Genomic DNA, 26969 nt, shown 5'->3' on the forward strand with positions numbered 1-26969 from the left:
CCCGGTCCGTCACGACAGGAGGCACCTCACGTGAACAGCCCCATCCGTATCAGCACCCCCTCCGACATGATCGCGGCTATCCCCGCACTCCTCGGCTTCTACCCGACTCAGTCGGTCGTCGGAATCGTGCTCTCCGGCGGTCAGATCGCAACCGTGATCCGAGTCGACGCAGGCGACAACGATCCCGAGCGGAGCGCGACTGCCGCCAAGTTCGTGGGAATGACGCCCACCGCGGAGGCAGTTCTGCTCGTGGCGGTCGCCGACGCCCGAGCTGCGGGTGCCGCACTCAAGACCCTCGACGCGATCCGCGACGCACTCGACACCGAGGGCATCATCACCCCGCGACCGCTGTACATCCCGAAGATCGAAGCGGGGATGCATTGGACGAACCTGGACGGCAACGAGAACGGCGTGTGCGCCGATCCAATGGCGTCGACCGTCCACACCGCACGGGTGGTTGACGGACTCGTCGTCGAGTCCAGTCGCGACAACATGGTCGCCACCTACCGGCAAGGGCGCACCGTCGAGACCGGCGACATGCGCGAGGCAATGGCGACCGCACACAAGGAGGGAAGCGACCAGTTCGCACAGAACGTACTCACCGAACTGGTCGCCGCTGCGCGGGACGGACGCACGCCGGATGTCGCTCTCGCCGCTCGTGTCGGCATCCTGTTCCCCCTCCACGTCGTGGCCCGCGACGCCGCGTTGGGACTGGCGCTCTCGGATCCGATGAACGCGCACCGTGTCATGGCGGCGATCGCGAACCAGCTCGACGGAATCGCGCGGGCGGAAGCACTCACCGTCGCGGGGTACTTCGCCTACGCGGCCGGTCGCGGCCCGCTCGCCGGGATCGCGTTCAACACCGCATACGACGCGATCCGCGGGTACCCCGCGAATCCGCCGCGACTGCTCGACTTGCTCCACCGGGCGTTGACCTCGGGAGTGCATCAAGATCAGATTCTGGAGCTTGCGCGCACCGGACGCACGCAGGCGCAGAATCTCGGCGTCGAGCTTCCCGAAGCGTCAGACGCGTAAGGCAGGACCGCTAAAGCGAGAGACCCCCGGAGAAGGTAGCTCCGGGGGTCTCTCGCTGTTCGGTTGTCGAGAGCGAAGGCTTTGGGACGGGCATTGAGCCCGACCCAAAGCCCGCACCGTTCCGGCGCTGGCGGACAACCGCACGCGGCCAACCTACAGCAGATCCGCCGCCGCGCTGGGCGGGAACGCAACATCGGCTCGCGGATCCCGTCGCACGGCGGCATGTTCGCCGGCCACCACCCGCTCAAGCTCCTCCGACGAGATGGAGTGCAGATGCTTCGTCCGTTGGTACAGCTCGGACTCGACCCGTGAACGTTCCTTCTTCTCGCCCATCACACCCTCACTCTTGTTGACGTCGGTCAACACTGACCGCCGCTAGAACAGCGTTGCTTGCGCGTCACCGGGATCGGTCTTTGCGCGAAGCAACGCGGCCTCGTCATATCCGTCCTTGAGCGACGCGCGGACCGCGATCGACCGCTCGTAGCGTGACCGTCCTTGCCCATCGAGAAGCGTGTGCCCCGACAGACGTCCCAACGCGATCGCGTAGCGCACGTTCTCGCTGTAGGTCGATTGCACCAGATGCTCGTGTCCCACCCTCACGCACAGCGGCTCGTTGCATTTGTGCTCGCACACGATGCCGTCCTCAAGAACGCCGTGCACCAACTCGACCGAGAATCGATGAGCAAGAACCGTCCGCTGCCGGTTCGCACGTTGGTAGTTGAACCGGCCATATCCGTCGGGTGCGCTGATCGCGCCAACCCAGTACCAACACGTCGGGGACTTGACCACCTTCGTCCAGAATGCCGCAACATTCTCGGCAGAGGGCCGCAACGTCGCATCGACGATGCGCGCTCCGCGCCGAGGTCGAACATTGGGTGTTGGGACGCTGACGCCGGACACGAACGATCGATCGAATCCGGGAAACGGCGGGGTGTCACCGGCGTGCACTGATCGTCAGTCGTCTCAGGACGCGATGCTGGCCGGCTCAGCGGCCGACTGCTCGGCCGCAACCGGTGGTGCCGGGTCTGCTGCTTCGCGGGCGGCAACGCCAGTGGACTCCAGGTCCGCCTTTGCTTGCCCGGCGATCGTCTTCGCTTCGCGGGCACTGACACCGAGGACGGACGCCAGCTCGGCGACCGAGGCGTCGTTGGTGAACGCGACGATGGCACGCGCGTAGTCGAGCAGGAGTGCGTCCTCCTGCTCCTGTTCCTCTGGTGTCAACGAGTCGTCGATCTGGTCGGCCTCAGCACGAGCCGCTGCGATCTTCTCTTCGAACTCCGCGCGAATCTTCTCGAGACGCTTGTCTCGGTTCTTCATCAGTTGCTCGATCCGCCGCTCCGCGGCGCTCGCCTTGGAGTCGTGCAGTGCGTCGATCTTGGCGAGCTTGCCGGCCACCTCGTTGATCGGTGCGGCCAGTTCCTCGAGGTGCGCTTGGCGCGCAAGCAGTCGCTCGCGTTCGCGGCGCAGATTCTCGCGGACATTGGGGGTGGTGTGCGGACGCAGTGAGCGGCGCGACGCCGCATTCGAAGAGGAGGCCATAGGGCCGCAGTCTATCGGCTCGCTGCGCTCGCGGGAGGTTCCGCACTCGGGAGCGGGTCACCTTGGCATGTCACAGCTCTGGTCACCTTTCGTCGTACAGGTCTCCCCTCACGTGCCTAACACCCGCAGCTCCGCTGCTCTGTCAGAGCCATCGAGGCTCCGACAGACCTCTTCTGACCTGCGGTCAGAAGAAAAAGCTCTACACACCTCATGCACTAAAGTTGCGACCTGGCATAATCGGCCCGGTGATGACCGTCCATAAGCTCAGCGCTGGGGACGGCTACGTCTATCTGACCAAGCACGTAGCCCACGGCGACGCGACCGAGGAGAAGGTCAAGGACGCCGTCGACTACTACGTCACCAAGGGCACCCCGCCCGGAATCTGGTGCGGGAAGCTGGCCGAGAAGGTCGGCGTCGAGGTCGGCACAGAGGTGACCGAGCTGTCCATGCGCTCGGTGTTCGGTGCGGCTCGTACCCCGAACGCCTTCGCCACCCGGCCCGGGAAGGGTTCGACGCTAGAGGAACGACTCGACTGGTCCGCGAGCACTGCTCTCGGTCGAGCATTCTCGTGGTTCGAGAACAGCCAGGACTACGTCCACGACGTCGAGGATCGCTGCAACATCTACAAGCGAGATCACGGCGAGTATCCCGACACCGCCGCCAAGAAGGCGATCCAGCTCTCGACCGCCCGAACGCACCTTCGCCGCAAGGACGGTGACCGAGCCGACCTGCTCAGCGACGACGAGGTGTTGACATTCGTCAACGAGCAGTACGGCAAAGTCCGCAACGCTGTTGCCGGATACGACCTCGTGTTCACACCGATGAAGTCGGTGTCGCTGTTGTGGGGACTCGGCGGCGAGAGAGTGAAGCAGGCCGTCGAGGAGGCCCACAAGCAGGCTGTCGACGAAGCCCTCGAATGGATCGAGGATGAGGTGATCTACACCCGCCGCGGCGCAGCGGGCGTGCACAAGGTCAAGGCGGATGGACTACTCATCGCCCGGTTCGATCACTTCGACAACCGCGCCGGCGATCCCAACCTCCACACCCACAGCGCCATCGCCAACCGCGTCCTCGCAGACGGCAGGTGGACCACCATTGACGGGTCGATCCTCTACAAGGCGAACGTTGCCGCGTCGGAGAAGTACAACACCCGCGTTGCCGATCTGGTCGCCCGCAAGCTCGGAGTCACGTTTGCGCCCCGCGCCGACACTGTGCCCGGAAAGCAGGCCGTCTATGAGGTCGAGGGGATCCCGCTCGGCTTGATCGAGGAGTTCTCTCGCCGATCGGAGATCGAGGCGCGTCAGGAGGAGTTGGCCCGCGCATACCGTGCCCAGTACGGCAAGAACCCGTCGAAGAAGATCCAGTACGCGCAGGCGCAACAGGCGACCCTGGACACCAGGAATGCGAAGAACCCCCCGCGCTCGTTGGGAGAGTTGCGGGAGGAGTGGCGTCAGCGGACCGAAGCACTGATGCCGGACACGGTGCCATCCGAGCTCGTCGAGGCAGTCCGCAGTGAGAGCGATCGACGCCCGATCCTCGACCCAGAGCACGTGCCCACGCTGGTGTCCGAAGTCGTCGACACCCTCTCCCGCAAAGTGGGGTCGTGGACCGTGTTCTCGGTCAACGCGGAGGTGCAACGACGGCTGCGCGAGTTCAGTTTCAACGCCGATGACGACGTTCAAGCAATGACAGAGAATGCGCTCGAACTGGCAATGCGGGACTACTGCCTGCCGATGTTCACCGAAGATTACGGCGTCCCGGAGCGTGTGTCCGAGCGCGTCGAGTTGGGCATTGTTCGCGCCCGCACCCGCGATCGCGCCGAGATGCGCTACACCGCTCAGCCCGTCCTCGACGCCGAGGAGTTCATGCGTGAGCAGGCCGAGATCGACGATGAGGGGGATGTCTCCGACTTCGTGATCCGCCGTCAGATTCGGATCGCCGAGAAGAAGGCCGGCCACAGTCTCGGTGACGACCAGATCGCTATGATCCGGCACTTCTTGACCGCGAAGAAGCGTGTCGCGGTCGCCGTCGGCGCGGCCGGTGCGGGTAAGACCACCGCGGCATCCGTGATCGCCCGCGCATGGGAGACGACGAACGGCAAGGTCGTCGCTCTCGGTCCCTCGGCGCGCGCTGCCGAGGTTCTCGGCGACGAGATCGAGGTCGAGGGACGGACCATCGCCGACGTTCTCACGCGCCATCGGGCAGGCATCCCGACCGGCGTGGAGCGAGGCAGTCTTCTACTCGTCGACGAAGCTGGCATGGCGTCGGCCCGCGACCTTGCTGACCTGACCAAGATCGCCACCGAGTCCGGCGCCGTGGTGCGCCTGCTCGGTGATCCGCAGCAGCTCGCCTCCGTCGAGGCGGGCGGCGTTCTGCGTGATCTGGCCGAACGGACCAACGCCCCGTTCCTCGAGAAGGTGCACCGGTTCGTCACCGAAGGCGAAGCCGAAGCGAGCCTGGCAATGCGGGCCGGCGCTCAGAACGCGATCGAGTGGTACGACGAGAACGGCCGGATCGTCGACGCGATGAAGCACGAGCTGGCCGACAAGGTATTCGACGCCTACGTCGCCGACGTCGAAGCCGACCAGGTCGCACTGATGGTCGCCCCGACGAACGACCTGGTCCGCGGACTGAACGAGAAGGCTGCCGCCTACTACCGGGACAACGGCACCGTCTCCGGCCCCGGACTGATCCTCGCCGACGGTCTTGAGGCCGCCGTCGGTGACGTGGTGGTGACCCGGAAGAACAACTCGAAGTATGTCGTGAAGACCACCTCCGGTGAGAAGAAGGGCCGCGTCAAGAACGGTGACCTGTGGACCATCGCCGGTCTCGGCGACGACGGGTCGATGATGCTGCGCAACAACATCAGCGGTGGTGAGGTCACCGTCGCTGCCGACTACATCGCCGACAACGTCCAGCTCGGCTACGCCACGACTGTGCACCGATCGCAGGGCATGACTGTCGGCAACTGCCACGTCCTCGCCTCGTCGAACATGGACCGCCAGTCCCTGTACGTGGCGATGACACGCGGCAAGAACACCAACATCGTCTACGCCGCAAACGACGAGCTGCCCGACTGGGACTTCGAGCACCGCCCAGAGGAGCACCCCGGCGCAATCGGCCTTCTCAACGCCATTCTCGCCCGCGACGGCTCGCAGCGGACCGCGCATCAGATGATCGAAGACGAGCAGCGGCGCGCCGAGTCCTGGACGGGGATCACCGAGATCTACGGTCTCGCGGTCAGCGCTCTCTATGAGGACTACGCCGAGAAGCTCGTCGGCCAGCTGCTCACCGAGCGGCAGTTCGCTTGGGTCCACGACCTCGGAGGCTGGGACGCTGTCGTCAAGCAGATCGCCCAGTCCGAGACGTTCGGCTGGGACACCCGAACCCTGCTCGCCGACGCAGTTGCCGAGATGCGCGAGGCGGGCCGCAGCGGCAAGGTCAACGACAAGAAGGATGCCCCCGGGCACGTTCTGGCACGCGCGCTCGAGAACAGGACCGAGCACCTCCCCCGCACTCGCAGCGACGATGTTGCTGACTACCGTGTCCCGGCACTACCCGACGGCGTAGCCGAGATGGATACGATCCTGGCCGCGCACGCCCGCGCCCAGCAGCAGCAGATGCATGGCTACGTCGATGCCTACGCCACCACCGCCATCGCGCAGAACGCCGCGTGGGTCCACGCCCTCGGAGCCCCCGGCAATGATCCGAGACGCCGCGCACTGTGGGAGAGGACCATCCGACAGGTCGCGCTCTCCCGTGTGCTTGGCAAGGCCACCGACGATGTAGCCGACCCCCTGCACTACGTCTCCGGTCGCACGCGCCAGGACGTCGAGGCGGCGATCGAACGCCTGCACCAGACCAAGCGGAAGGCCGCGCCGCGCCCCTACTCCCGGTACTCCGAAGAAGACCTGACCGCGGCGCGGCGGTCTGCTCAGCGACGTCTCGGTGAGAACCGGATGATGCTCGGGCTGGCACAACAGGAGCTGTCCCGCCTACGCGGCGACTCCGCGGTCGGGGCCGTCGACCGCCGCGTCGCCGAAGTGATCGAGCAGGAAGATCAGATCGTTGCTGCCCGGCAGGCCCGCGCACATCTCGATGCGCTGCGCCAATCCGGCACCGCCACAGACGAACAGATCGCCGCCGCGGCCGCAGAAGAGAATGCGGCGCGAGATGCCGCACCGGCCGAGCGCGACTGGCCGATCATCGAACGCAACGCGCAGTTCAATCGTGCGTCCGCCGCGCGGTACGACCGCGCACATGTCATCGACGACCGCGCCGTCGGCCGGGTCTCGGCCCGCATCGAGCGGCTCGAATCCATTCAGCAAGCGGAGGCAGGCGTCGTCGCCGAGCTCGACGCCGAGCTGGCCCGCCGGAAGGGCGCAGACAACCGCGGCGACGAGAACAAGCGGCGCCCCGGGGCCGCGACGCCCGAGAGCACCACAGTCCCGGTGCTTGACCCAACCGACCACGCCCGCGACACCGGGGTCGACCTGTAACCGCTCCATCACCGCAGTAGAGGAGACGCACGATGGCAGACAAGCGCAATCCGGGCCGGTTCCGCCCAACCCGGCGCGAGCCCAGCGCACCACAACCCGCCGCGACGGCGCCGACCGCGCCAGCAGCCCAGGCGACGAAGGACATCGCGGCAGTCTCCACGTTCATCGGCCGGGTGAGCGACGCTCGCAGCCAAGCCAAGTTCGCTCCGACACCACGTCCGATGAGCGAGGTACTCGGTCAGTTCCGAGGCAATCCAGCGGCGCAGACCCGAATCCAGGTTCTCGCAGCCGCAGGCGCAGCACGCCACTTTCATGCCGAGTCCGAGCAAGCGCGGCGGTGGGAGAAGCTCGCGCAGGACAACGCGGTTCGGCAGGCGCGGATCGAGGCCCGGCAGACTCAGGCCGGTCGACCGCAAGAGCAGATCGCGGCGGACGAGAAGCTTGTCTTCGACGCCGCCGCCGCGGTCGCACTGAGCTACGTCGCGGCCAAGAGCCTGCCGCCGTACGTGACACTCGACGACCTGTCGCGGGAACACCTCACCGGCGCTGAGGTGGCCGGCCAGGCGCCGCAGCCGGAGCGGACAACGACTGAGGGAGCGGAGCTGGGTGAAAGGGAGAGCACCACCACCAAGCCGACGCCGGAGAACGTGGACGCTGTGTCCGGCCCTGCTGAGGATGCCGACGTGTCCGACGCTCTCGAGGAGGTCGCCCCATCGGCGCAACCCGAGGCGAGGAACGACCTCGGTGGCTTGAGCGAGATCCTCCAGAGCGCAGGCCGCGGTATCGCCGCAGCCGCCGGGCCGGTCCAGGGTGACGACGACGTCGCGCCGCCACTGTCCCCCGTGGATCTGAACAAGGTGACCCAAGAGCTACTCGGCGCGATCGGATCGGCAATGAAGAGTCATCCCCGATCGGTGACTGAGATGCTCAACGCCGACCGGCAGCCAGACCACACCAACGCCGATGCGTTCGTCCCCGACATGGGTGCCGAGCGCGGACCGGAGCTGGTGGCCGGCTACTAGCTCCGGTCCGACACGGAATGAGCACGGCCGCAGTCCGCCCTGGATGGGCAGCTACGCAGGGGACGACAGGGATGCGGAACAAACCTGTCCGCGCATGAGATTGAGGGGTGCGACGAAGTCGCGCGCCGACCGTTCGCCCGAACGGCGGAGGACCCCGCACCGAGACTCGGTGCGGGGTCCTCCTTCTATCGCGATCTAACGACTGGGCTCGAGTTCCCCGAAGTAGAGCTTCAGCGAATCAGTCACCACGAAGTACACCTTGGCGAGACCATCCCGCGGCTGAGCAACAACATGCAACAAGGCCGTGGTCGCGCCAGTGGCTCGGTCCGTGCCGATGACAGACTTCGGCAGCTGCGTCGGGTCAGCGACCACCACTCGCGGATACGTCAACGTCGTCGAATCCATCAGCTCATCTGGCTGAGGTCCGACCGTGTTCGTCGTCTCAACAATCTCCGGTTCCGACCCCGAGACGTCGAAAGCGATGCGGTATACCTTCTGGCAGTTCTCACCATCCGGGTCATCCCCGACGAACTCGCAGCTCCAGCTCAAACGCAGAACGTTGTCCGTGTCTGTGTACATGCGAACCGAATTTGCGTTGATCGGGAAACTGGAATCGGTGGTCGCGTCCGCTTTCTTCGGTAGTCGTCGCTCCGCGGCGCCGTATCCGATCGACTCGGCCGCCTCAGTTAGATCGAGACTTCCGGTGATCCTGATGCGCTGCGGCGGCGTGACGGGCTGCTGGGTCTTCTTGTCGCGCCACCCGTCACTGAACTCCGCATTGAAGAGGTCAGGGACGAATTCCGCAGCTGACGTCGTGGTGCCGGTGCTGACCACGGTATCTGCACCGGCGCTGTCGCTGCCGCTGCAACCGGTCAGCGCGACCACCAGACCGACCGCTGTGGCCGCGCACCCGAGCAGTACCCCCCGTGGCGACTGCGAGACTGGGTGTTGGTTCGGATCGGTCACGTCTGCCGTCGCTTTCACATGCTGATAGATGAGATTCCCCCTGCTATTGGTCGGGCTACTGATTGAGAAGAAGATCGCGCACTTCGCTCGGAACCGGTTCGGCCGGCATCCGCGGCCAGCCGGAGAAGCTTCCGTCGGTTCTCGCATTCGCCATAGGCCCCGTGTCGCCGTCCAGGATCACGCGCAGATGCGGCTCCAAATGCTGGATCCACCAAGAGGACATGGCCAGCCCGGACGTCGACGCGCGTGATTCTTCATAGGCGTAGTAGAGCGCGGTCAGTCGTGCGACGACCTCGGGGTACAGCCACCAGCGCGCGTCCCACGACAGAGGGCTTCCGTCGGTGACCTTCCGCCTGATCACGTCGAGGAAGAAGCCCTCGACGAACTCGATGACGTTCGCGTAGGCGGGGTGCTTGGCTTCCTCTGCGTGCTCGATGTCCTGCGCCTGCTCGTCGTCGTCGAAGTCCGTGTTGTCGTCGTCGAAGTCCGGGTCGACGTCGTCGTAATCGCCGGGCGCGGAGTCGACTTCCCAGTCGCCAGGAGTGCTTACATCAACCATCGGTCAGTTCTCCTTCATGAACTGCGACGCGAACAGCTGTTCCACGCGCTCGTCCGGGTTCTCGTCAATGACCGCGACCGGGGTGGCCGGCTCCCGAGGCGCGATGGGGTCCGGCCGGTCCGAGTGTCCGATCGGTAGCGCCTTCTGCTCGGCCGGTTGGCCGCTCTGCGCGCACTCGCGCACGGACTGGCGAATCTCGTCTGCGAACGACGAGTTCCCCCAGAAACCCTTGCGGACCAGGATCGGCGGCGAGCCACCGATGGTCACCAAGGCGCGGGTCTTCGGCAAGGCTTGAAGATCACCCTTCTCGAAGATGTTCTCCTTCTGCCAACTGCTCGAGACTGTGGGCTGGCTGCTACTGAAGAACCCGGACCCGCGGCTGCGGGACTCGGTGTCGACATAGTGGGTGCCCACCGCATCGACCATCCCGCCGAGAAAGGCGTCATCGACGACGTTGCCGCCGTACCAGACGACGCTGCACGCGTCGAGCATCGCCTTGAACTGCTCGCGGCCCCAGACTCTCTCGCCCTGTGAGGGCGACTGGAAGAAAGCAAGCAGGATCAGGCCGCGGCCGCCGAAGTGGCTGGCCCAGTTCGGCAGTTGGTCGAGCTTGCAGATGTTCGCAATCTCGTCGAGAACCGCAGTCAGCGGGATCGGCATCCGGCCCGTCTCCTGCGCGGCGGAATACTCCTCCGCGCACGCGAGAATCTGCCCGACCAATGCTGTCGCGATCGCCGAGGCTGATCCCGGTCCTTCCTTCGACATGGCGTACATGGTGTCGGTTCGCTTCACGAACTCGTGCGCGATGAACTCGGGCAGGTCGTGGATCTCTCGACCCGGCGAGGACATGATCCGGCCGGCGGTGTCGGTGCCGATGACAGTGCGCCGGTTCGGTAGGACGGCTGCGGCATAGCGCGGCTCGTCGAGCGGCGCGAGGAACCGTCGAGCCATGTCGTAGAAGCCGTCTCGTTGCTTGGCGTTGACGGACTGCTTGCCGCGCATCGTGCGTGCCAGGTCCGGGTATCCCCGCTGTTCCAGGACGAACGCCGGGATCTGTGACTGGGTGTCGGTCAGCCACTCGAAAACGTGCCGAACGTCGCCATCGGCCAACGCCGCAGCGAGCATGTAGGAGGCGAACAAGTCGCGGGCGTTGCCGTCGAAGTAGGCGTCAACGCGTGCATTGGCGTCGGTGGCGGCGGAGATGAAGTACCCACACACCGCAGCCGCCGACGGTATGTCGGTGACGTACCGCAGTGGGTTGAACCAGAAGGTCGCGTGTTCAGCCCGGTTGCCGGTGGTGACGCCCTGGAGGTCGAACAACCACACTCGCCCACTCTTGCGGCGGATGCCGACCGTGTGGGAGTACACGTCCCCGCGGTTCGAGGCGACGATCGCCCCTCCTGGGGCGTGGCAGATCGCCGGGATCGCCAGGCTTGCTGACTTTCCCATTCGGGCGCCCGCGAAGGCCACTCCCACAAACTCCCAAGTCATTCTGAGTTCTCGGTCCCCGACCACGGTCCGCCCGAGAGGGATACCGAGATAACCAGGGTGATCCTGCGGGATCAGCGGAGCGAGCCGGTCGGTGCTCTGCGCGAGGTACTTCGCGTTGGCCTCGTCGACCTCGCGGGGATCGCCCATCGTCTGTGCGAGTCGGTCGATCCGCTTCTCGAACTTCTTGCCCTGCCGCCGTTCGAGTACCCCGAAGTGACGCAGCGCCCACCAAGACGCGCCGGCCACCGCAGCGACGGCGACAGCCTCGAGGATCAGGATGACCGTCGCGGCCGTCGTCCAGGTGCGTGTCCCGAATGGCAGGGACAGCAGGAGTCCGATCGGATTCCACGTCGGGTTCTGACCACCGCCGAGGTTGTAGGCGATGGTCGGGAGGAATGCAGCGGCGGCCGCGACTGGGAAGACCTTGAGGAACATCTCGTCGGCGCTGCTACTGGTGGCCGGCCTGTCCCGGCGTGCCTGTGCCATCACGTCTCTCCTACTGCTCGAATCGGTATTCGGTCAGGCGCCAGCCGTCATCGGTCCGGGTGACGGTGGTGCGCCACTGCTCTGGCGTAAGCCGGGTGCTCTGCCCGGTCGCGTGCAGGACGGTCTGCGTGCACGCGACGTCGATGACGAGGGTCCGCATCCCGGCTGGCGCGGCCGGTGTCGAGTCCGATCGAGCACAGGTCGCGGTGAGCGCATCCTTCGACGCGGCCCACTGTTGCCAGTCTGCGTCTGGGCGAACCTCAGCGCGGGTGTCGGACTGGGCGACGGCGAGGAGGTCACCGCCCAGGTACCGCTGCGCCCGCAGCAGCGCGTCGGACTTGCTGGTGTCGACGGCAGGCTGCCACGACAGGATCATCTGCATTGCTGTGATCGCGGTCTGGTCCGCGTCGATCTCTTGCGGAGGCAGTGGGTCGATCACCTGGTGGTCGTCGCGGCCGGTGTGCTCTTGCTCGCCGTTGCTGCCACAACCGGTGAGCGTGACCGCAGCGGCGGCGACCATCACGGCCACAGCAGTTGCTCGTTGAATCTTCACGGGTGCGCCCTTCATTGGTTGATGGCCCGGTAGCTGGATTCGTTGGCGAGGATCTTGTCTACGTACGGTCGGGTCTGAGTGACGTAATCCGGTGACCCGGTGGGAAATCCGCCGGAGGCGAGGACGGCACCCTCGCCCGCGTTGTACCCGGCGATGTAGAGCTCTGGTCGTCCGTTCGGAGCGCTGACCTTCCCTTCGCCGATCCACCCGTCGACGGATGCCGCGATCGCGCACATGTAGTGGCCCTGCGACATCACGGCATCACCGATGCTGTTGACGTCCACGCGGCCGTCACCGTCGTAGTCCTTGCCGTATGCCGCCCACGTTCCTGGCATGAACTGGGCCGGGCCACCAGCCCCGTCCTCCGACACCGGGGCGTTCGCGCCGTACTTGAATCCGTTCTCGGCGGAGAGTTGGGATGCGAGCAGGGACGGCTTGATCTGCGGGCAGATCGCGCCGGCCTTCTCGATCCACGGCGCGAACTCTGGCGGCACAGTGCCCTCGGCGAGGCTGTCGCCGAGACCCTCCCCGGAGATCACACAGTCAGCGGCGGCCGCGGTCGCGTTGCCGCTACCACCGGGCAGTGACCCCCAGTCGAACGAGACGTCGTTGTACCCGTCACCGTTGACGGTGATGTGCACGTGGTCGTAGTGGTTCTGGGTGTCAGTGAACCTGTCCTCCATGAGATTCGGCCGGCCTCCGTCGGCGGGGTAGTACGTCTGCCGCCAGATCAGGTACTCGACGTTGAAGAATTCGGCGTTCGCCAGCACGTAGTCGACGATCTCGTCGCCGAGAGCGACACCCTCGCCCGAGGCGTAGTTCGGGATCATCGCGTCGATGGCGCGACCTTCGGGGTGGTCGGTGGCGTAGCCGCCGTCGGCACGCCACCCGCCAAGGGTGTCGATCCTGTCCCCGAACTGAAGGTGCAATGCGCGGATCAGCCGCTTGGTGTCCGACTGCATGTTCGTCTCGGACCCGGCCGAGACCGGGAGCGGCTGCGACAGGTCAGCGCCAGACGGTCCGGTCATCTCGGCCGACTCCGGACGCGCCGCGGTCGGTGCGCCCGGGGCCGGTGCCGCTTCGTAGTACGGCATCGGATCGACAGCAGTAGTACCCCATCCGCCCTGCCACACTTCCCAGTGCAGGTGAGGTCCCGTCGATACGCCACGGTTTCCGACCGTGGCGATCTGCTGGCCGGCGCGGACCTGCTGCCCGACCTCCACCGAGTAGCTGTCGATGTGGCCGTACACGGTGGAGACGAGCTGACCGCCCTGGACGTGGTCGAGAACCACCCACTGACCGAATCCGCTTGCGGGGCCAGCGTTGCTAACCACGCCGTCGGCCGAGGCGTAGATCGGGGTACCGATGTTGCCGGCCAGGTCGATGCCTTGGTGCTGTTCACCCCCGCGGTCCCCGAACCCGGAGGTGAGTGTGACGGCGGCCGGGTCGACCGGCTTGATGAACGACCCCAATGGCGCGAGGCGATCGCCTCCCTGCGCCGAGCTGCTCGGGCCGAGGCAGCTCGTGCCCTGCTGTCGGTCCTCTTCGTCCTGGATGCCGACCATCAGCAGCAGGATCAGGAGGAACGGGCCGAGTACGAGCGCCAGGATGATTGCGATCAGCCCCGTCCCCCCCTTGTCGTTCATCGGACCGTCAGCCCCTCTTTCGCTCCGTACTTTTCGATCAGCGACCTGTTCAGTTCCCGCGCCAGAGCCAGCTCCGCTTCGAGCGCTGCGACGTCCTTGGATGTGCGGCGGGGTCGCTGCCCCGACTTGTTCACCCAGCACCGGACTGTGGTCTCAGCGACCTCCAAATGACTTGCTGCCGCCCGCGCAGCGGCGGTGAAGCTGTCTCCCGCGTTGATGCGGTTGACCACCGCCCGCACTGCCGCCTCCCGGGTGGTGTCGTCGACCACGGTGTACCGACGACGACTCATGCCGCGTCCTTCTTTCCGCGGTCCTCGTCTGCCGAGCGCAGGCGAGCGTCGGTGTCGTGGATCCCCGCTGCCTGCTCAGCAGGTGGCACCCACACCTTGAACGGTGTTCCCGGCGTCGCGCCCTCACCGAGCTTGAGCAGGAAGTGTCCGACGCCCGCCGCGGTCCGCTTGCGTACCGGGGCTCCGGAGCTGTCTGTAGTCGCAACATCGTCGACGCGCTGCCGGTTGCGTCGCGTCTGCTTCTTCTCGTCCACCGAGGACGTTCCGTCTGTCGCCCAGTTGGTGAGCATGGCGCGTTCGGCCTGCGAGAACCTCATGAACCGGCTCAGTCGGTCCAGCTCCGCTTCGGGGACGGGGCCGATGATCCGGGCGCGAGAACGTTCGATCATGCCCAATGCGCCGGCCTGCTCGAACTCCGCGCTCGAGTGGGTGACCATCGTCATTGCCACACCGATCTGTCGCTGCAATCGCTGCACCGCGTCCATCCGTGGGACCAAGGCATTTCCTGCCACACTGACCACCTGCCACACTTCGTCCATGTAGATGTGGGCCGCGAGGTTGGGGCCAAGGTTGTTGTCCGCGAGGATGTGCGCGGCCTCCACCGCGGCAAATGCCTCGTTCCAGCCGGACAGCAGCACCGCTGCGCGCATCAATTCGTCGCCTGGCGGGACCGAGGACATGTCGAGGTCGACCATCGGCTTGGTGACGTCGATGCGAATCGTCGACTGCCGATTGAACGTTTCGCCGAAGCGGCCCTTGACCAGCGCTCGCAGTGAACGCAGCAGGGGCTTGATCTGCTTGCGGTATTCGTCGGCGGTGTCGGCGACCGCGTCGCCCATCAACTCTTCCGGGCCGTCGTCGATCACGGCCATCAGATCCTCGAGCAGCGCCGGTCGGCGATTGGAGAAGGCTGAGCCGGGTTCGTAGAGATGGCGGATCGCCGAGGAGAGCATGGTCTCCTCGAAGTCCACGAGCGGACCGCGGCGAACGATTTCAAGCAAGGCGCACACCATGTTCAGTTGGCGTGCGTGCAGCGCGAACTCGGCGCGCTCACGCTCGATTCCGTCAGGCAGCCGCTCGATCGCGTCACCGATCGGACCCCGGTCGAGCGGGTTGATCGAGCCGGTCCCGTAGCCGACCTCGCTAACCTGACCGCCAACCGCCTCCGCGAGCACGCGGAGGTCGGGCTTCACATCTCCTGGAACGAGCACCAGCGTGCCTCGCGCAATGTCGCCAAGCGCCATACGGCGCAGCAGCGTCGACTTGCCGAAGCCGTTGAGGGCGCAGATGAAGCACGACGGAGCCGTGATCGCCTTCATCTTCCACGCATACAACGGGTCGAATCCGACGGCGGCACCTGTCCGTAGATGCGGACCGAGTGGCGTCCCGAGCAGCGGAGCCTTGGCGCCGACGACCCACGGGTTGATGCCGGCGACCTGCACACTGGTCGCCCGGTACTCAACGGGAGGAATGACCGTTGACATGCGGCCACCCGTCTCGCCGTCGTATCCGCGAGGGCCGATGGATGCAACATCGCGGTCGAAGCCGTCCTGCCCAGTCCTGATCGACCGATCGACCGTCGCCTGGCGACTGATCTGCCGCTTGTACAGCGCCTCTTTCCACAGCTTCCGCAGACCGCTCGCCGAGTTCATCTCGGCCCGCAGCGTGTTCAACTCGTCAGCGGAGAGCAGTGTTGCGGCGATCTTGTCGATCCTGGCGTTCGTACTCGACTGAGCAGCCTTACGTGCGCTCATCTGTGGCCTCTCCTCTACGTGCTCAGGAAGGAAGGAATGGTGGAGTGGTCAGGCGCGATCACGCCGACCCCGAGCGACGACGCAAACGCCGCTGCCTGCCAGTACCGCGACCGTCGGATCGACAGCCGGGACTGCCGCGATAGGTCTTCGATCAGGGCGTCGATCTTCGGTACGTCGGAGCTTTCCGCAGGCTCGGTGACCGTGACGAGGATCCCGAACCGGATCACGCCTGCGCCCCTTGCCTGTTCCATCCGCGCCTGAGCGGTGGCAGCGACGTCGATCTGCGCCTTAGCCGAGGCGACACCCATGCTCTTGACGGAACCGCCGCGCGCTTCCGCGGTCGCATTGTGGTGGTCGCGGTCCACGATCTCGGTGGCGTCACCGGCCGAGTGGGGCCGGTAGATCACGGCGACCCGCTTGATCGGCACGCCGCTGTTCGGCGCCAGCAGCCGTTGGAGGACCTGCTCGGTCACCGCGCCTCGCGGCGCTTCACGCATCTCCCACGTCACCGACACCGCGCCGTCGTGCACGTACTTGCTGCCGTCGGGCGTTTCGATGGCCGTCCGGGGGCCGCAGTCCTCCCATGTCAACCCGGTGCCCTCACTCGAGTGCAGACCCGACTCCACATCGACCAGTGCAGAGGGGTCGTACGAGCGCCGCACGAACGCCATGATCTCGTCCGCATCCATCGGCGAGCACGGCACGCCGGCACGCGCAGCCGCCGCGGTCAGACCCGGCAGACGCCGACCCAGCTCGACAGCCTGCTCCGACGGGTCCTTCTTACGCTCAGCCGTTTTCGCCTCGAAGGTGATGGCGATCCGCGCGGCCAGGCGGATACCGCCAGCCGTCAGTCCGGTCGCGAGTTGGTAGGCGGAGTCCCGTGCGAGCTGTGGCGCAGTGGCGAGGGTGTTCTGGTGCACCGTCTCGTACAGCTCGATCCCGGTCTCCGGGAGTGTCTCGACCACGGTGACAACGCCGAGCACATCCGACGTCTCGCCCGCACTGCCGAGGAACTGAGCCCAATTCCCGACGTAGAGGTCGATCACGTCCTGGTCAACAGCCTCCGCGCCTTGCGGGAAGGCGTCGAATACGACCGTGTAGGCGCTCTTGCTCGGCATGTGGATCATGCCGAAACTGCGGCCGTCGGAGTCGATCCCCTGGTAGAGCTCGGTCTCGGCGAGCACACCCGGCAACCGGTACTTACGGCCGGGGATGCGGGAGAAGGTGCCCGATGCGTAGATGTGCTCGCGGCGCTTGACCCCACGCCAGAACTGAAATCTCATGAGTCCTCTTTCGTATCCAGAACGGCCGTCGCGGGAACTGACCAGGGGAATGAAGCCGATCACCACGGGAACGGCGATGACGATCGCCGCCTTCATCCCGAGGAGCAGACCAGAGAAGATCACCAGGACGGCGACTCCGATGCCGAGCATCGACGTCCCGAAAGTGGCTCCAAGCAGTCCCGTTTCGCGAGGCTGACGCCAGTTTCCGTACGTGGCGTACGTCGGCCTGTCACTCATCGTTCGAAACCTCCGTCATCGAATTTCGGATCCGCGCCCGTCGCGACGGCCCCAGCGACCCCTGCGGCCACCAACGCCGCACCGGAACCGCCACCAGGAGTGCCCGAGCTGTTCCCGTCAGGACCGCCCGTCGAATTGCCACCACCTGGACTTCCAGTGGCGTTTCCGCCCGGTTGCTGACCGCCACCGGAACCCTCGCCACCTGTACCGAAGCTGGCCGGAGCCGATTGATTTCCCGAGGCCCCAGTGGGCGGAGTGAAGCCGCCGGAGGTGGATTGCGCAGCATCAGCACCAGCGGATGCGCCTCCGGTAGCGGCGAGTTTCGCGCCCATAGCGACGGCGCCGGCGACACCTGCGGCGGTAGCGGCTCCCGAACCCCCGCCGCCGAGCGCGCCGACGTTCGGAACGATCAGCCTCATCAAGGAGGGCAGAACCAGAGCAGCGGCGCACAGCAAGATCACGCCGGACAACGCCATCAGCCCGTCGCCGTTCTCCGGATCTGAGATCGTCGGTGTCGCTTCGACGAACAGGATTGCCGCACATCCGATCACGAAGGCACCGACCGGCTTGACCAGGAGCCACGCGATGGTCCACGAGAGCATCTTGTCGAATGCCTGGCTGCCGACCTTCGTCCCTCCGGCCGCACCGGCGATCGGCAGGGCAACCGTCATCAGAACCAGGAAGCCGGTGCGCAGGAGCATCAGGAACGCCATCATCAGACCGCCCAAGATGCCGATGATGCCGATCACGAACAGCAATGCCATGCCGGCCGAGCCGCCGAACTGCGTGACGGTGATCATCGCCTCTACGAGGCCTGACGGGTCCGCTCCGACGGTCCCGTTCAGAAACCAGCTGGAAATGTTGTCGGACAGCCGAGTTCCGATGACGATCAGCCCCGTCAGCGCGCCCGAGATGACCGTGGCGCGGGCCATTTGCTTGAGCCCGTCTTCCGAGACATCACGGATGGCGCCCGAGCGGGCCAGCGCCAAGCGGCCACCGAGCAGAATCAGCGACAGCCCGAATGCTGCGAGCTGGATATAGAACGTGTAGTCGTTGATCTTGCCGACCGTCGTCTCGAAAGTATCGGCGTCCAGTGTCTTGACCGGGATCCACCAGCCGAGCGCGAACTTCAGGATCGCCACTCCGGCATTACCGAACGCCAGCGCGGCCTTCTCGACAGCACCTCCTGCTGCCTCGGTGGCAACATCCCCCACCGTGTCCGCGGCGGCACCGAGTACCCCCGTCGCGGCATCATCGCAGCCCGGAGAATCAGCACCGAGGATGCTCGCGGCGGCGTCGATCACCATCCCTGCACCGGGATTGATCGCGGATGCGGCGCACGCCGCGGCGCCGGCGAGTGCGCCACCGACACCCGAGTCGTCGTCAGCTGCTGCCGCCTCGCCGGACTCGTCTCCCGGCGTAGCGACTGTCTCGCCGGAGGTCCCGGGTTCTGCCGGGGCAGTCTCTTGAGCCAGTGCTGGCCCGCCGCCGAGCACCGTGACGACAATGAGGATGAGCGCGGCGAACAGCGCCCGCGCCGCCGTCGACTTGGTCACCACCACTGTGACCACCCCGGTGATCCCATCGGCTCCGTGTGAACGCTCGTGCTGGACGGGTCTACCTTGAGCACCCACCCGGTGCCGTTACGCCACACCATCTGCACTTTGAGCAGCTGGATGTGCGAGGTGCCCTCGGACGTCTTCTCCACCTGCCGGCCGAACTCAACAAGGGTGAGGTCTGGATTGAACGTCACCCGAACAATCGGCATCGCAACAGCCGGGATGCTCCCCGGCACGATCATCCACTTCTTCGGCACCTCTCCAGCCGGGTCCGACACCAAGCCCGAATCGACGAGCATCTGCGTGCGATCCGCCCCCGCGCTCATGTACCCGAGGTAGTGAGCGGCAGCGAGACCCGCACCCTGCGCAGTGCGCGCAAATCCGGTGGCGATACCGGTGTCGGTGAAGTCGGTCGGACCGTCCGACGTCGAGAACGGCATATCCATGTTTCCGTGGATGCGCTGAAGCATCACGCCGCTGGGAGCCTGATCCTCCGGGCGGGAGCCGCCCTGGGCGGTTGACCTCGACAGGATGACCCCGTTCTCGTCGAGCGGCACGTAGATCACGCGGTTGGCTTTGTCGAGCACCGGATCTGGCTCGAACTCGCCGCTTTCGACCACGCTTTGGTCGGTGGCCTGGTCCAGCGCCACCAATGGCTCCGCGTCGTCACGGAAGAAGACGATGACGCTGAACACGATCCCGGCCACCAGGATCACCGCGAGGCCGGCGAGGCCGATGGTGAGCTTCATTGCGCCGTCAGCTCGCTTGCTGGCCTCGGTGTCGGTCGAGTTCTCCGAGCCGGTCTTCGCGTCGGCGGTGTTCTGTTCAGTCACTTGCGGGTCTCCTCAAGGTTGACCAGCTCGGACGGCAGGGCGTCGAGCGCGGTGATGGCGGCGTCAGCCTCAGCGGACAGGTCGAGTCGCCAGTCCCCGTCCATCCACACCACCCGAGTGGACGACGAGGCCAGAGAATCGTCGGAGAAGCGTTGGACGACTTTCACAGTCGCGCTGCTCTCGCTGTAGTCGCCGAAGGTGTAGCCGACGATCTCGGGCACTGCTTCGGGGTCGGTGCCCGAGATTGTCAGCATCGCCCGGTTCGTCGCGTAGAGGTCGCGGCCCTCGTTCGGTGCGGCCACGCCGGGCAGGATCTTCGTCCAGGTCTTGTCGGATGCGGTCGCCAACTGGACGGACTGGGTGATCGCGGCGAGGGCGGCGCCCTGGGGTGTGTGGCTGAACCCCTGGTAGGGCTCCCACTCGCCGGTACTCGGTCCATCGGTCTTGCCGATCGGCACCTTGATCCCGGCGATCGTGGTCCATCGCGCGATCTGCGGGGCGTCGGTCAACGACAGCGATTCCTCGCCACCAGTGCCGTTCGCGCCGCAGCTCACCACGACCAGTGCTGCCGCGAGGACCGCCGCCCGGGCCAGTCGCCGGATCATTCGTCCTCCTGCGCATCGTCGCCCTGCTGAGCGGGATGTTTGGGCATCTGCTGAATCTGCTCGACGAGGTTCCCCTGTTCGTTGGGCGGTGCGGGTGTCGAGATGTTGGCTTCCGCGAGCAGCATCCCGGCGATCACGATGGACGCACCGCCCGCGAGGATCGCACCGACATTGGCCGCGATGAATTCGGCGACGGTCGGTGACTCGATGCCCGCTCCGTGCTTGTGATCCCACGCCAGACGGGCTCCGACGAAGATCATCTTGGCCAGGCACAGGACGAAGACGACGCCAGCCGCGTACCCGAGGAGCTTCTCGATGTCGGCCTTGATGTCGCCGTCGAACGTCACGGGCCCGGACTGAGCGATCAGGTCCGTAGCCAGATAGGCAGCGGTGGAGGTCATGTCGCAGGTCGCCTAGACGGAGGTGACAGCGCTGAGGATCTGATTCGCCGAGATGGCGACGATCGCGCCGACGAGCGCCCCGACGAGGATCTTCGGCGATTCAGGCTGCCCGCTCTGCCACTTCTCCCAGGCGAATTTGCCGCCGGAGTAGATAATCGCGGCGACGCACGCGAGCGTCACACCCCACAGCAGCCAGTTCAGAAGCTTGAGCAGGCCGTTCGCACCGGGCGGCACCTCCGCGGTGATGTCGAATGACGGGGCCTGCGCGAGGATCGCGGTGGAATCCATGACGGTCTGGAGCATTTGTGTTTCCCCTGTTCGTTGGTTGTTGAGCTACTGCCCCGACCGCAAGGTCGGGAGGCTGGACTGGATAGCCGTGACGATGCCGACCCCGGCAGCAATCACGTCCGAGGGGACCGCGACAGCGGCACCCTTCGTCGGAAGGGGCACACCGTCGGTGGCGCGCCACGTCGGCAGGCTGGATCGGGCAGCAGACCCGAGGAATCGGTGCCATCCGATCGCCCAATCGGACTCGGTGGCGCCAGCGACGATTTCACGCAGCTGCCGCACTTCCTTGGCCGGTTGGCCGGCCGCGTTCGCCACGGTCACGAGGCCGAGCAGCTCGCTGCGAAGCATCTCGGAGCGGCGCTGGAGGATCAGGTCGTGGGCAGCGCGCAGACCCTCGATGGTCTCGCGGCACACCACCACCACGTACGGCGACTCGACCTCGCGGTCGGTGCCGCACGGCCACTCACGCCCAGCATCACCCGCGAAATCCCAGTAGCGGGCGAGGGTCGAGACACCGGCGCCGCCGTGTGCGCCGAGTAGCCACACCGCGGGGCCAGGCCGATCCACCGGATGCGGCTCGGTTCGAGCGTCGAACCTGGTCTTCTCATTCATGCCAGTTCCCCTGTCTGCATGGCGTCTTCGCCGGCCGCGGGCACCCGGTCGAGCGCATCGAGCACGTCGGTCCAGGCGTCCATCACGCCGACAGAAAGGGTGGTGTGATTGAGCGATCCGGGGCGGGCCAGGACCTCATCGAACGGCACCTCGACCACCCCCGCCGTGATCGGTTCGAGCGCTTCCCGGATCGCGGTCAGATCCACGAGGCGCTGTGGCATCTGGTGGGAGATGGTGATCACGGTGCGCGACAGCACGTCCCGGCCGTAGGTGTTCACGAGCCACTCGAGAGCTGAACGGGTACGTGAGAGCGGCTCGGACCGGGCCGGGGCTACGACGACGATCCCCGAGCCGGCCTCGATCAATGGCTTCATACGGGGCGAGCGCAGCGCCAGACCCACGTCATGGACGCGGGCGAACTGCCTGTCCGCCAGCAGTCCGTCGACGAGCAGCGATGACGAGGTGGCGGCGCCGTGGCCGACGACGACGACCCCTGCGGTGCTGACCGCCATGCTGGATTCGAGCTGCCGGATCACCCGGTCGGGGCCGATCGCCTCGACACCGACGCGCTCCAGGAGATTTCCGCCGTCCGAGGTGCCGTCAACAGCGGCGACACCCACACCTGAGCCCACCCGCAATGCGGTGGCGAGGCCGTAGGTGGTGGTGGTGGCGGCGGCTCCACCGGAGCCGGCCACTACGATCGCCGACACCTGTTCAGGTTCAGCCAGCTTCGGGGTACGCCGAAGTGCGACCACGTTGTTCATCGACCCTCCACGAGTGCGATCTTCATTCCGCCGTCACCTGCGGTTGTGGTGATCCACTGGCGGTGGATGCCCTCATTGCCCAGTGGCGGGAACTTCAGCAGGACGTCGACCGACCACTTGCTGGGGTCGGCGGTCGGCAGGATGGTCGTGCAGTGCTCGGTACCGACCGGCACAGCATCGATGAACCCCTGCATCTCGGCCGTCGAGGACGGCATGAGCATCAGATCCGCGGCGGCCTTGGCATCCCGTTTGATGTAGTAGGCGTACTCGAATGCCTGGATGACGCCCGGTCCGGAATCGCGGTCCCCCGTGCCGTTTCCGACAACGCGACCAGGCTCATTGACCGCCGCGCACCACGTCGGGATCGCGGCAGCGGGCGCTGCGGTGGTCGTTTCAGTGGTGGTGGGGGTCGCGGCGATTGCGGGCTCCGGCAGTGGCGGTACGGCGGTCTCGCCGCCACCACCGGCTACCGCGGTGACCACGCCGGCCGCGATGACGGAGACGGCCGCCGCCGCGCCGCCCGCGACCAGCAGGCGCTTGCCCTCGAGACGGCTCGACCTCTTCTCTCGGCCGGCCTCGGAGGGCGCTTGCGGCTCGATCGCCGCAGGCGAGACGTCCGCGGCGGCGGCGGTCGACGGTGACGACGTGGATCGAGGTCCACGAGACCGGCCTCGTCGGCCTGAGTTCGGGACCGTCAGTGGGCCGCGAGGAATGTGTGCGCGCACCCAGTCTGGGGCGTCGGCATAGGGGTCGTCGGAGAACGGTTCGTCGACTTCCGCGTCCTGGTCCAGGTCCAACTGGATCCGGTCGGGGGTCGTCTGGGTCGCCGACTCCGCGGCAGGATCGACGTAGACCGGGGTGGTCTCGTCGTACCCAGCGTCGCTGTAGACGGGCGCCGTCTCGTCCACGCGATCGGCGTAGACGGGCGCGTTCTCGTCCATACCGAACTCGGTGTGGGCCTCAGCATCGAGCGGATCCGCCGCCTGTTCTGAGGGGGTCGGGGCGGGCTCGTACTGTTCGATCACGTCCGGGAACAGCAGTGGCCGTGTCCCTTTGTCCTCCGTCGACATTTGTCCTCCGTACTGGTGGGGACGGGTTTCCCCGTCCCCACCTCCAGCTTTCGAGCGGAACTAGACCGGGGTGATTCCGCCGCCGATGGCGGTGGAAATCATCTCGGCGGCAGTGCCGAGGGACCCGTTGAAGAAGGTGCCGAGCATGTTGTTGACACCCTCGATCGCGTCCTGGCCTCCCGGCTGAGACCCGACCCATTGGCGGACCTGCGCGTCCACGACCGGAGCGGTCTCGACGACGTTGCGGACCGCATCGGCGGTGGCTTGTCCTGCCGGGCCGGACGTCTGCCACTGGTCGACGGTGCCAGCAGCCTGCTCAGTGAGCGCGACCTCCTGAATGTCGGGCAGCTCGACCTCGATGGGCTGCCCCTCTTCGTCACCCGCGCCGAAGGCGGTGCCCGCGATGACGCCGGCCGCGCCGCCGATGAGAGCTCCCGGAACTGCGCCGACAGCGCCACCGGCAGCCGCGCCGATAGCCGTTCCAGCAACGCCGGTGGTGATTGCAGGCAGGGGGCCGAGCGGGACCATGCCGCCGAGGCTCGCGCCCTGAATTCCGCCGATGGTGCCGCCAATCAGGGCGCCCGGAACAGCCGTGACTGCGGCGCCGGTCGCGGCCCCGATGACCGCGCCGCCGATCTGTGCGGCAGCAATGCGATCAGCTCGCTCCGCGTCCACGCCGATCGACTTCCACGCCGTTGCCACCTGCGAACGGATCAGGCCCGCACTGTTGTTGGTGCGCTCGCGGTCCTCGTCCGTGACCCAGTTCGGCTGGTTGAAGTGGTAGTCACCAATCAGGATCTTCTCGTCCGGAGCGATGTAGATCGGCGCCTGCTCGACCGGCTCGGGTGCGTGCAGGGTCGACAGATCCAGCGGCGGCGCGTAAGCGACGGGCGTGCTCTCGCCGGTGTCGTAGTCGTAGTTCGGCAGCGGAGCGTATTCCGGCTGCACGACAGGCGCCTCGGTCCAATACTTCGGCTCGGCCGGGGGTGCGGGGGTTGAGGTCGTGCCACCCTGCGTGGACGGGGTCGGCGCGGTCACGCCGCCCTGCGGGGGGAGTTCGACCGGTGCCGCGGTGGCGATGCCCGCGCTCGCGGCGGCAATCGCGACAGCGGTGGCCGGGACGATGCCAGCCTTCGCCATGCGAGACACCTTCTGGTGCTTACCCATTGCAGTCTTCTCTCTTTCGCTAGTTCGTTTCGGTGGTGGCGCGGATGACGCCGCCTTGCTCGAGGAGCGCGGGGGCCAGCTCGACCTCACTGGTTGTGGTGGTCGGCTGCGTTGTGGTGGTCGGCTGCGTTGTGGTGGTTGGTGCCGTAGTCGGCCGAGGCGTCGTGGTGGCGGACCGGGGCACTGACGCAACCGTGGTGGTGACGGACTTCGATGTGGAAGTGGCCGACGCCGAGGACGATCCGAGATCCGCCGCAGCAGCAGCAAGCCACGAGGCCACAAACCTCGTCGGGGCCTGCCCAGTCGAGGTAGCTGGCACCGAGCCGTAGGAGCCGTGCTCAGAGGCAACATTGCGGTACGACGACAGCGCCGCCAGGTCGAACACGTCCTTGTTCGCCTTCAGTTCGTTCTGCACGATCTGGAACGTCTGCTTGACGAGCCGCTGAGAGGTGGCCGGCGGCACCAGTTCCGGCAGCACGCTGACGGTCTTCGCTGCCAGAACCGCGAAGGCGGACACCGGATCAACGAGGCCAACCGCCGCGACCGCCGCAATCGTCTCCGGAGTCAGGACCTTCTTTGCGACCGTGACGGCCGAGTTGATCCCGATCAGCCCAACCTTCATCACCGCTGCCGCGACTTCCTGCCCAGTGGGAGGAGTCGAGCGAGGATCGGACGCCTCGGCCAGTCGCTGCGAGATGGTCTTCTTCGGCTGGATGGAGATGGCCTCCAGCGCGTTCTTCGGAGCCTTGACGTCTTCGTTCACGAAGTCGACGGCGGTATTGAACGTCGTCGAGGCGAGCGCCCGACCGATGGTCGAGACCGCGACGAACGGGTCGCCGCCAATCTCGGCCTGACCGGCAACATTGACCACGGCCTTGACGATCGGCGCGTTCTCCGGGGCGTCACATGCCAGATCACCGGTCTGGCACCAGGAGGACACCCGGCCGGTCAACCTGCCGTAGTCCTTGGCAACATCTGCCACCGGGCCGATTCCGCCGCCGTCGGGGGCCGCGAACGCTACCTTCGGCAGTTCCTTCACTGCTTCGCCGCGAGTACCCGGCGCAGCGGCAGGGATGCTCTGCGAGGTACCGGGGAACAGGCCCGAACCTGGACTCCGAGTCGGAGCACCGAACAGTGCACCGGCCGCGATCGCGGTGGCCGGAACCGATTCAATCCCCTTCCCCACCGACCGCAGGAAATTTGACGCGGCATGCGCGCCTTGCGAATAGCCGACGATCGCCAGCTTCGCAGCAGGGCAGGAGGTGAGAACCCGCTCCGCAGCAGCCTTGATGTTCGCCTCCCCCTCGGCCACCGACTTGACGTAAGAGTCGGTGACACCAGGAGTCAATCCGCCGAACGAGGCCGGGTACGGCACATACGCGCGATCAACCACCGCACCCAACTGCCGCGCCTGATCGAGCATCGGCGACATGATCTGACCCAGCATCCCGGTATCCGCCTTGACCGGCGCATCGGGCGAGGACTCGGTCGTCCCCTGCAACCCGAGGACGTACAGGTCCGGGCAGTCGCCGATCAGATCGGCCAGCCATCCTTGCGCATCCGCCGAGCCCGACTGGGCGTAAGCCGGCGCAGCTCCGAGGCCGGTCGAGGTGATGACCGCCGCCGAAACTGTCGCGGCAGCAACACGTTTGGTCCACGTACTCATAGTCCCCTCCTTCACGTCTACGATCCTACTTCAAATCAACATAATTTCCCAACGTTAAATCTCACAGAATGTCGGCGGAGATTTCCCGCATCCAGCGGCGATGCGGCAAGGTAAACCAGACACTGATGCGAGGCGATCAAGCAGATAGGAGGCGGGTAGGTGGCGCGACGCGCGCTGTACGGGTTCGACCCAACCCGACTCATCGAGGTGCGCCGAGAACGCGGGCTGTCGCGCTCCGACCTCGGCCGGATCGCGGATGTCCCCTACAACACGCTGCGGCGGTGGGAGACCGCGAACGCGGCGCCCGCCCCTGAACTGCTGAAGCGAGTGGCCGACGCCCTGGGCGTTGAGCTGAGTGAGCTGGCCGTCATCCCCACAGCGGCAGCGACGCTGGCGAGCAGGCGCAACGAGAAGGGGCTCACCCAGCTCGAAGTCGCCACTGCACTGGGCATGTCGAAATCGACTTACTCGCGGCTCGAACGTGGGGAGCGGAAAGCGACCAAGGACGACATTCGTCGACTCGCCGCGGCGCTGGAGGAAACGGACGCTGCGGTCCGCGAGCTGTGGACGCGGGCCAATCAGAGACCGGGCATAGCCCAACGGAGATAGGCATTCCCCCACCCCGACCGCACCCCCCTGGCGTC

General features: G+C 66.3%; 25 protein-coding genes. 4 read left to right on the plus strand and 21 right to left on the minus strand.

From position 1 onward, the window contains the following. Positions 1-30: 30 nt before the first annotated feature. Entirely contained in the window at positions 31-1035 is a 1005-nt protein-coding gene (locus FFS72_RS20095) for a DUF4192 domain-containing protein (RefSeq protein ID WP_171018757.1), read from the plus strand. Positions 1036-1188: 153 nt separating this feature from the next. Here FFS72_RS20095 and FFS72_RS20100 read toward each other — a convergent pair whose 3' ends face one another. The 3 genes from FFS72_RS20100 to FFS72_RS20110 all read right to left on the minus strand — a co-directional run bounded on the left by FFS72_RS20100 (position 1189) and on the right by FFS72_RS20110 (position 2574). Beyond that, positions 1189-1401 (minus strand): hypothetical protein, encoded by a 213-nt coding sequence (locus FFS72_RS20100; RefSeq protein ID WP_137875581.1) that lies wholly within the window; start codon positions 1399-1401, stop codon positions 1189-1191. A gap of 9 nt (positions 1402-1410) precedes the next feature. Next, positions 1411-1935 carry an HNH endonuclease gene (locus tag FFS72_RS20105; protein WP_249353421.1) on the minus strand — a complete coding sequence of 175 codons (525 nt, stop codon included), beginning with the start codon at positions 1933-1935 and terminating at the stop codon, positions 1411-1413. Positions 1936-1998: 63 nt separating this feature from the next. Next, on the minus strand, positions 1999-2574 hold the full coding sequence (locus FFS72_RS20110; protein WP_137875582.1) for a hypothetical protein: 576 nt from the start codon (positions 2572-2574) through the stop codon (positions 1999-2001). Positions 2575-2822: 248 nt separating this feature from the next. On the opposite strand from FFS72_RS20110, the gene mobF reads away from it, so the two are divergent. Together mobF and FFS72_RS20120 are read left to right on the plus strand one after the other, a co-directional pair. Further along, a complete protein-coding gene (gene mobF / locus FFS72_RS20115; RefSeq protein ID WP_171018759.1) occupies positions 2823-7073 on the plus strand; it encodes a MobF family relaxase in 4251 nt (1416 codons plus the stop codon). Positions 7074-7105: 32 nt separating this feature from the next. Then, positions 7106-8095, plus strand: coding sequence for a hypothetical protein (locus tag FFS72_RS20120; protein WP_249353422.1), 990 nt, complete (start codon positions 7106-7108; stop codon positions 8093-8095). Between the two features lie 195 nt (positions 8096-8290). Here the strand turns inward: FFS72_RS20120 and FFS72_RS20125 are convergent, their stop codons facing one another. The 18 genes from FFS72_RS20125 to FFS72_RS20210 all read right to left on the minus strand — a co-directional run bounded on the left by FFS72_RS20125 (position 8291) and on the right by FFS72_RS20210 (position 26325). Further along, complete coding sequence (locus FFS72_RS20125; protein WP_137875583.1) at positions 8291-9061, minus strand: hypothetical protein; 771 nt, start codon at positions 9059-9061, stop codon at positions 8291-8293. A gap of 55 nt (positions 9062-9116) precedes the next feature. Next, on the minus strand, positions 9117-9620 hold the full coding sequence (locus FFS72_RS20130) for a DUF4913 domain-containing protein (RefSeq protein ID WP_137875584.1): 504 nt from the start codon (positions 9618-9620) through the stop codon (positions 9117-9119). Between the two features lie 3 nt (positions 9621-9623). Next, complete coding sequence (locus tag FFS72_RS20135) at positions 9624-11597, minus strand: type IV secretory system conjugative DNA transfer family protein (protein WP_137875585.1); 1974 nt, start codon at positions 11595-11597, stop codon at positions 9624-9626. A 10-nt stretch (positions 11598-11607) separates the two neighbouring features. Then, positions 11608-12150 carry a hypothetical protein gene (locus FFS72_RS20140; protein WP_137875586.1) on the minus strand — a complete coding sequence of 181 codons (543 nt, stop codon included), beginning with the start codon at positions 12148-12150 and terminating at the stop codon, positions 11608-11610. A gap of 11 nt (positions 12151-12161) precedes the next feature. Continuing rightward, the gene (locus tag FFS72_RS20145; protein ID WP_137875587.1) at positions 12162-13796 is read right to left on the minus strand and encodes a peptidoglycan DD-metalloendopeptidase family protein; all 1635 of its coding nucleotides are present in this window, start codon (positions 13794-13796) and stop codon (positions 12162-12164) included. After that, on the minus strand, positions 13793-14086 hold the full coding sequence (locus tag FFS72_RS20150) for a hypothetical protein (protein WP_137875588.1): 294 nt from the start codon (positions 14084-14086) through the stop codon (positions 13793-13795). Before FFS72_RS20150 ends, FFS72_RS20145 begins: the two co-directional genes overlap by 4 nt. Further along, positions 14083-15840, minus strand: coding sequence for a putative type IV secretion/conjugal transfer ATPase (locus FFS72_RS20155; RefSeq protein ID WP_137875589.1), 1758 nt, complete (start codon positions 15838-15840; stop codon positions 14083-14085). The genes FFS72_RS20150 and FFS72_RS20155 overlap by 4 nt, the downstream gene beginning before the upstream one ends. 14 nt (positions 15841-15854) lie before the next feature. Further along, a complete protein-coding gene (locus FFS72_RS20160) occupies positions 15855-17360 on the minus strand; it encodes an SCO6880 family protein (protein WP_137875590.1) in 1506 nt (501 codons plus the stop codon). Continuing rightward, positions 17357-18667, minus strand: a complete 1311-nt coding sequence (locus FFS72_RS20165) for a hypothetical protein (protein ID WP_249353423.1) — start codon at positions 18665-18667, stop codon at positions 17357-17359. The genes FFS72_RS20160 and FFS72_RS20165 overlap by 4 nt, the downstream gene beginning before the upstream one ends. Before the next feature lie 245 nt (positions 18668-18912). Next, a complete protein-coding gene (locus FFS72_RS20170) occupies positions 18913-19752 on the minus strand; it encodes a DUF8175 domain-containg protein (RefSeq protein WP_137875591.1) in 840 nt (279 codons plus the stop codon). Next, positions 19749-20357, minus strand: coding sequence for a DUF8175 domain-containg protein (locus FFS72_RS20175; protein ID WP_137875592.1), 609 nt, complete (start codon positions 20355-20357; stop codon positions 19749-19751). The genes FFS72_RS20170 and FFS72_RS20175 overlap by 4 nt, the downstream gene beginning before the upstream one ends. After that, a complete protein-coding gene (locus tag FFS72_RS26835) occupies positions 20354-20758 on the minus strand; it encodes a hypothetical protein (RefSeq protein ID WP_249353424.1) in 405 nt (134 codons plus the stop codon). Before FFS72_RS26835 ends, FFS72_RS20175 begins: the two co-directional genes overlap by 4 nt. Before the next feature lie 12 nt (positions 20759-20770). Beyond that, the gene (locus tag FFS72_RS20185) at positions 20771-21061 is read right to left on the minus strand and encodes a hypothetical protein (protein WP_137875593.1); all 291 of its coding nucleotides are present in this window, start codon (positions 21059-21061) and stop codon (positions 20771-20773) included. Positions 21062-21091: 30 nt separating this feature from the next. Next, positions 21092-21658 (minus strand): DUF6668 family protein, encoded by a 567-nt coding sequence (locus FFS72_RS20190; protein ID WP_137875594.1) that lies wholly within the window; start codon positions 21656-21658, stop codon positions 21092-21094. Continuing rightward, entirely contained in the window at positions 21655-22422 is a 768-nt protein-coding gene (locus FFS72_RS20195; RefSeq protein WP_137875595.1) for a hypothetical protein, read from the minus strand. The genes FFS72_RS20190 and FFS72_RS20195 overlap by 4 nt, the downstream gene beginning before the upstream one ends. Then, on the minus strand, positions 22419-23492 hold the full coding sequence (locus FFS72_RS20200; RefSeq protein WP_137875596.1) for a DUF8176 domain-containing protein: 1074 nt from the start codon (positions 23490-23492) through the stop codon (positions 22419-22421). Before FFS72_RS20200 ends, FFS72_RS20195 begins: the two co-directional genes overlap by 4 nt. A gap of 60 nt (positions 23493-23552) precedes the next feature. Further along, positions 23553-24632 carry an insoluble domain protein gene (locus FFS72_RS20205; protein WP_249353425.1) on the minus strand — a complete coding sequence of 360 codons (1080 nt, stop codon included), beginning with the start codon at positions 24630-24632 and terminating at the stop codon, positions 23553-23555. 46 nt (positions 24633-24678) lie between these two features. Then, positions 24679-26325 (minus strand): cutinase family protein, encoded by a 1647-nt coding sequence (locus FFS72_RS20210; protein WP_137875598.1) that lies wholly within the window; start codon positions 26323-26325, stop codon positions 24679-24681. A 159-nt stretch (positions 26326-26484) separates the two neighbouring features. On the opposite strand from FFS72_RS20210, the gene FFS72_RS20215 reads away from it, so the two are divergent. Further along, positions 26485-26934: a helix-turn-helix transcriptional regulator gene (locus FFS72_RS20215; protein WP_137875599.1), complete on the plus strand. Its 450-nt coding sequence runs from the start codon at positions 26485-26487 to the stop codon at positions 26932-26934. Positions 26935-26969 lie beyond the last annotated feature (35 nt).

The organism is Rhodococcus sp. Q, assembly GCF_005503035.1.
Classification (GTDB): Bacteria; Actinomycetota; Actinomycetes; order Mycobacteriales; family Mycobacteriaceae; genus Rhodococcus_G.

Excerpts from the sequence above, each read along its gene's own strand:
- FFS72_RS20110 (WP_137875582.1), bottom strand. The coding sequence starts at position 2,574 with ATGGCCTCCTCTTCGAATGCGGCGTCGCGCCGCTCACTGCGTCCGCAC.
- mobF (WP_171018759.1), top strand. The coding sequence starts at position 2,823 with ATGACCGTCCATAAGCTCAGCGCTGGGGACGGCTACGTCTATCTGACC.
- FFS72_RS20120 (WP_249353422.1), top strand. The coding sequence starts at position 7,106 with ATGGCAGACAAGCGCAATCCGGGCCGGTTCCGCCCAACCCGGCGCGAG.
- FFS72_RS20130 (WP_137875584.1), bottom strand. The coding sequence starts at position 9,620 with ATGGTTGATGTAAGCACTCCTGGCGACTGGGAAGTCGACTCCGCGCCC.
- FFS72_RS20135 (WP_137875585.1), bottom strand. The coding sequence starts at position 11,597 with ATGGCACAGGCACGCCGGGACAGGCCGGCCACCAGTAGCAGCGCCGAC.
- FFS72_RS20145 (WP_137875587.1), bottom strand. The coding sequence starts at position 13,796 with ATGAACGACAAGGGGGGGACGGGGCTGATCGCAATCATCCTGGCGCTC.
- FFS72_RS20150 (WP_137875588.1), bottom strand. The coding sequence starts at position 14,086 with ATGAGTCGTCGTCGGTACACCGTGGTCGACGACACCACCCGGGAGGCG.
- FFS72_RS20155 (WP_137875589.1), bottom strand. The coding sequence starts at position 15,840 with ATGAGCGCACGTAAGGCTGCTCAGTCGAGTACGAACGCCAGGATCGAC.
- FFS72_RS20160 (WP_137875590.1), bottom strand. The coding sequence starts at position 17,360 with ATGAGTGACAGGCCGACGTACGCCACGTACGGAAACTGGCGTCAGCCT.
- FFS72_RS20165 (WP_249353423.1), bottom strand. The coding sequence starts at position 18,667 with ATGGTGATCGACGCCGCCGCGAGCATCCTCGGTGCTGATTCTCCGGGC.
- FFS72_RS20175 (WP_137875592.1), bottom strand. The coding sequence starts at position 20,357 with ATGATCCGGCGACTGGCCCGGGCGGCGGTCCTCGCGGCAGCACTGGTC.
- FFS72_RS26835 (WP_249353424.1), bottom strand. The coding sequence starts at position 20,758 with ATGACCTCCACCGCTGCCTATCTGGCTACGGACCTGATCGCTCAGTCC.
- FFS72_RS20185 (WP_137875593.1), bottom strand. The coding sequence starts at position 21,061 with ATGCTCCAGACCGTCATGGATTCCACCGCGATCCTCGCGCAGGCCCCG.
- FFS72_RS20190 (WP_137875594.1), bottom strand. The coding sequence starts at position 21,658 with ATGAATGAGAAGACCAGGTTCGACGCTCGAACCGAGCCGCATCCGGTG.
- FFS72_RS20195 (WP_137875595.1), bottom strand. The coding sequence starts at position 22,422 with ATGAACAACGTGGTCGCACTTCGGCGTACCCCGAAGCTGGCTGAACCT.
- FFS72_RS20200 (WP_137875596.1), bottom strand. The coding sequence starts at position 23,492 with ATGTCGACGGAGGACAAAGGGACACGGCCACTGCTGTTCCCGGACGTG.
- FFS72_RS20205 (WP_249353425.1), bottom strand. The coding sequence starts at position 24,632 with ATGGCGAAGGCTGGCATCGTCCCGGCCACCGCTGTCGCGATTGCCGCC.
- FFS72_RS20210 (WP_137875598.1), bottom strand. The coding sequence starts at position 26,325 with ATGAGTACGTGGACCAAACGTGTTGCTGCCGCGACAGTTTCGGCGGCG.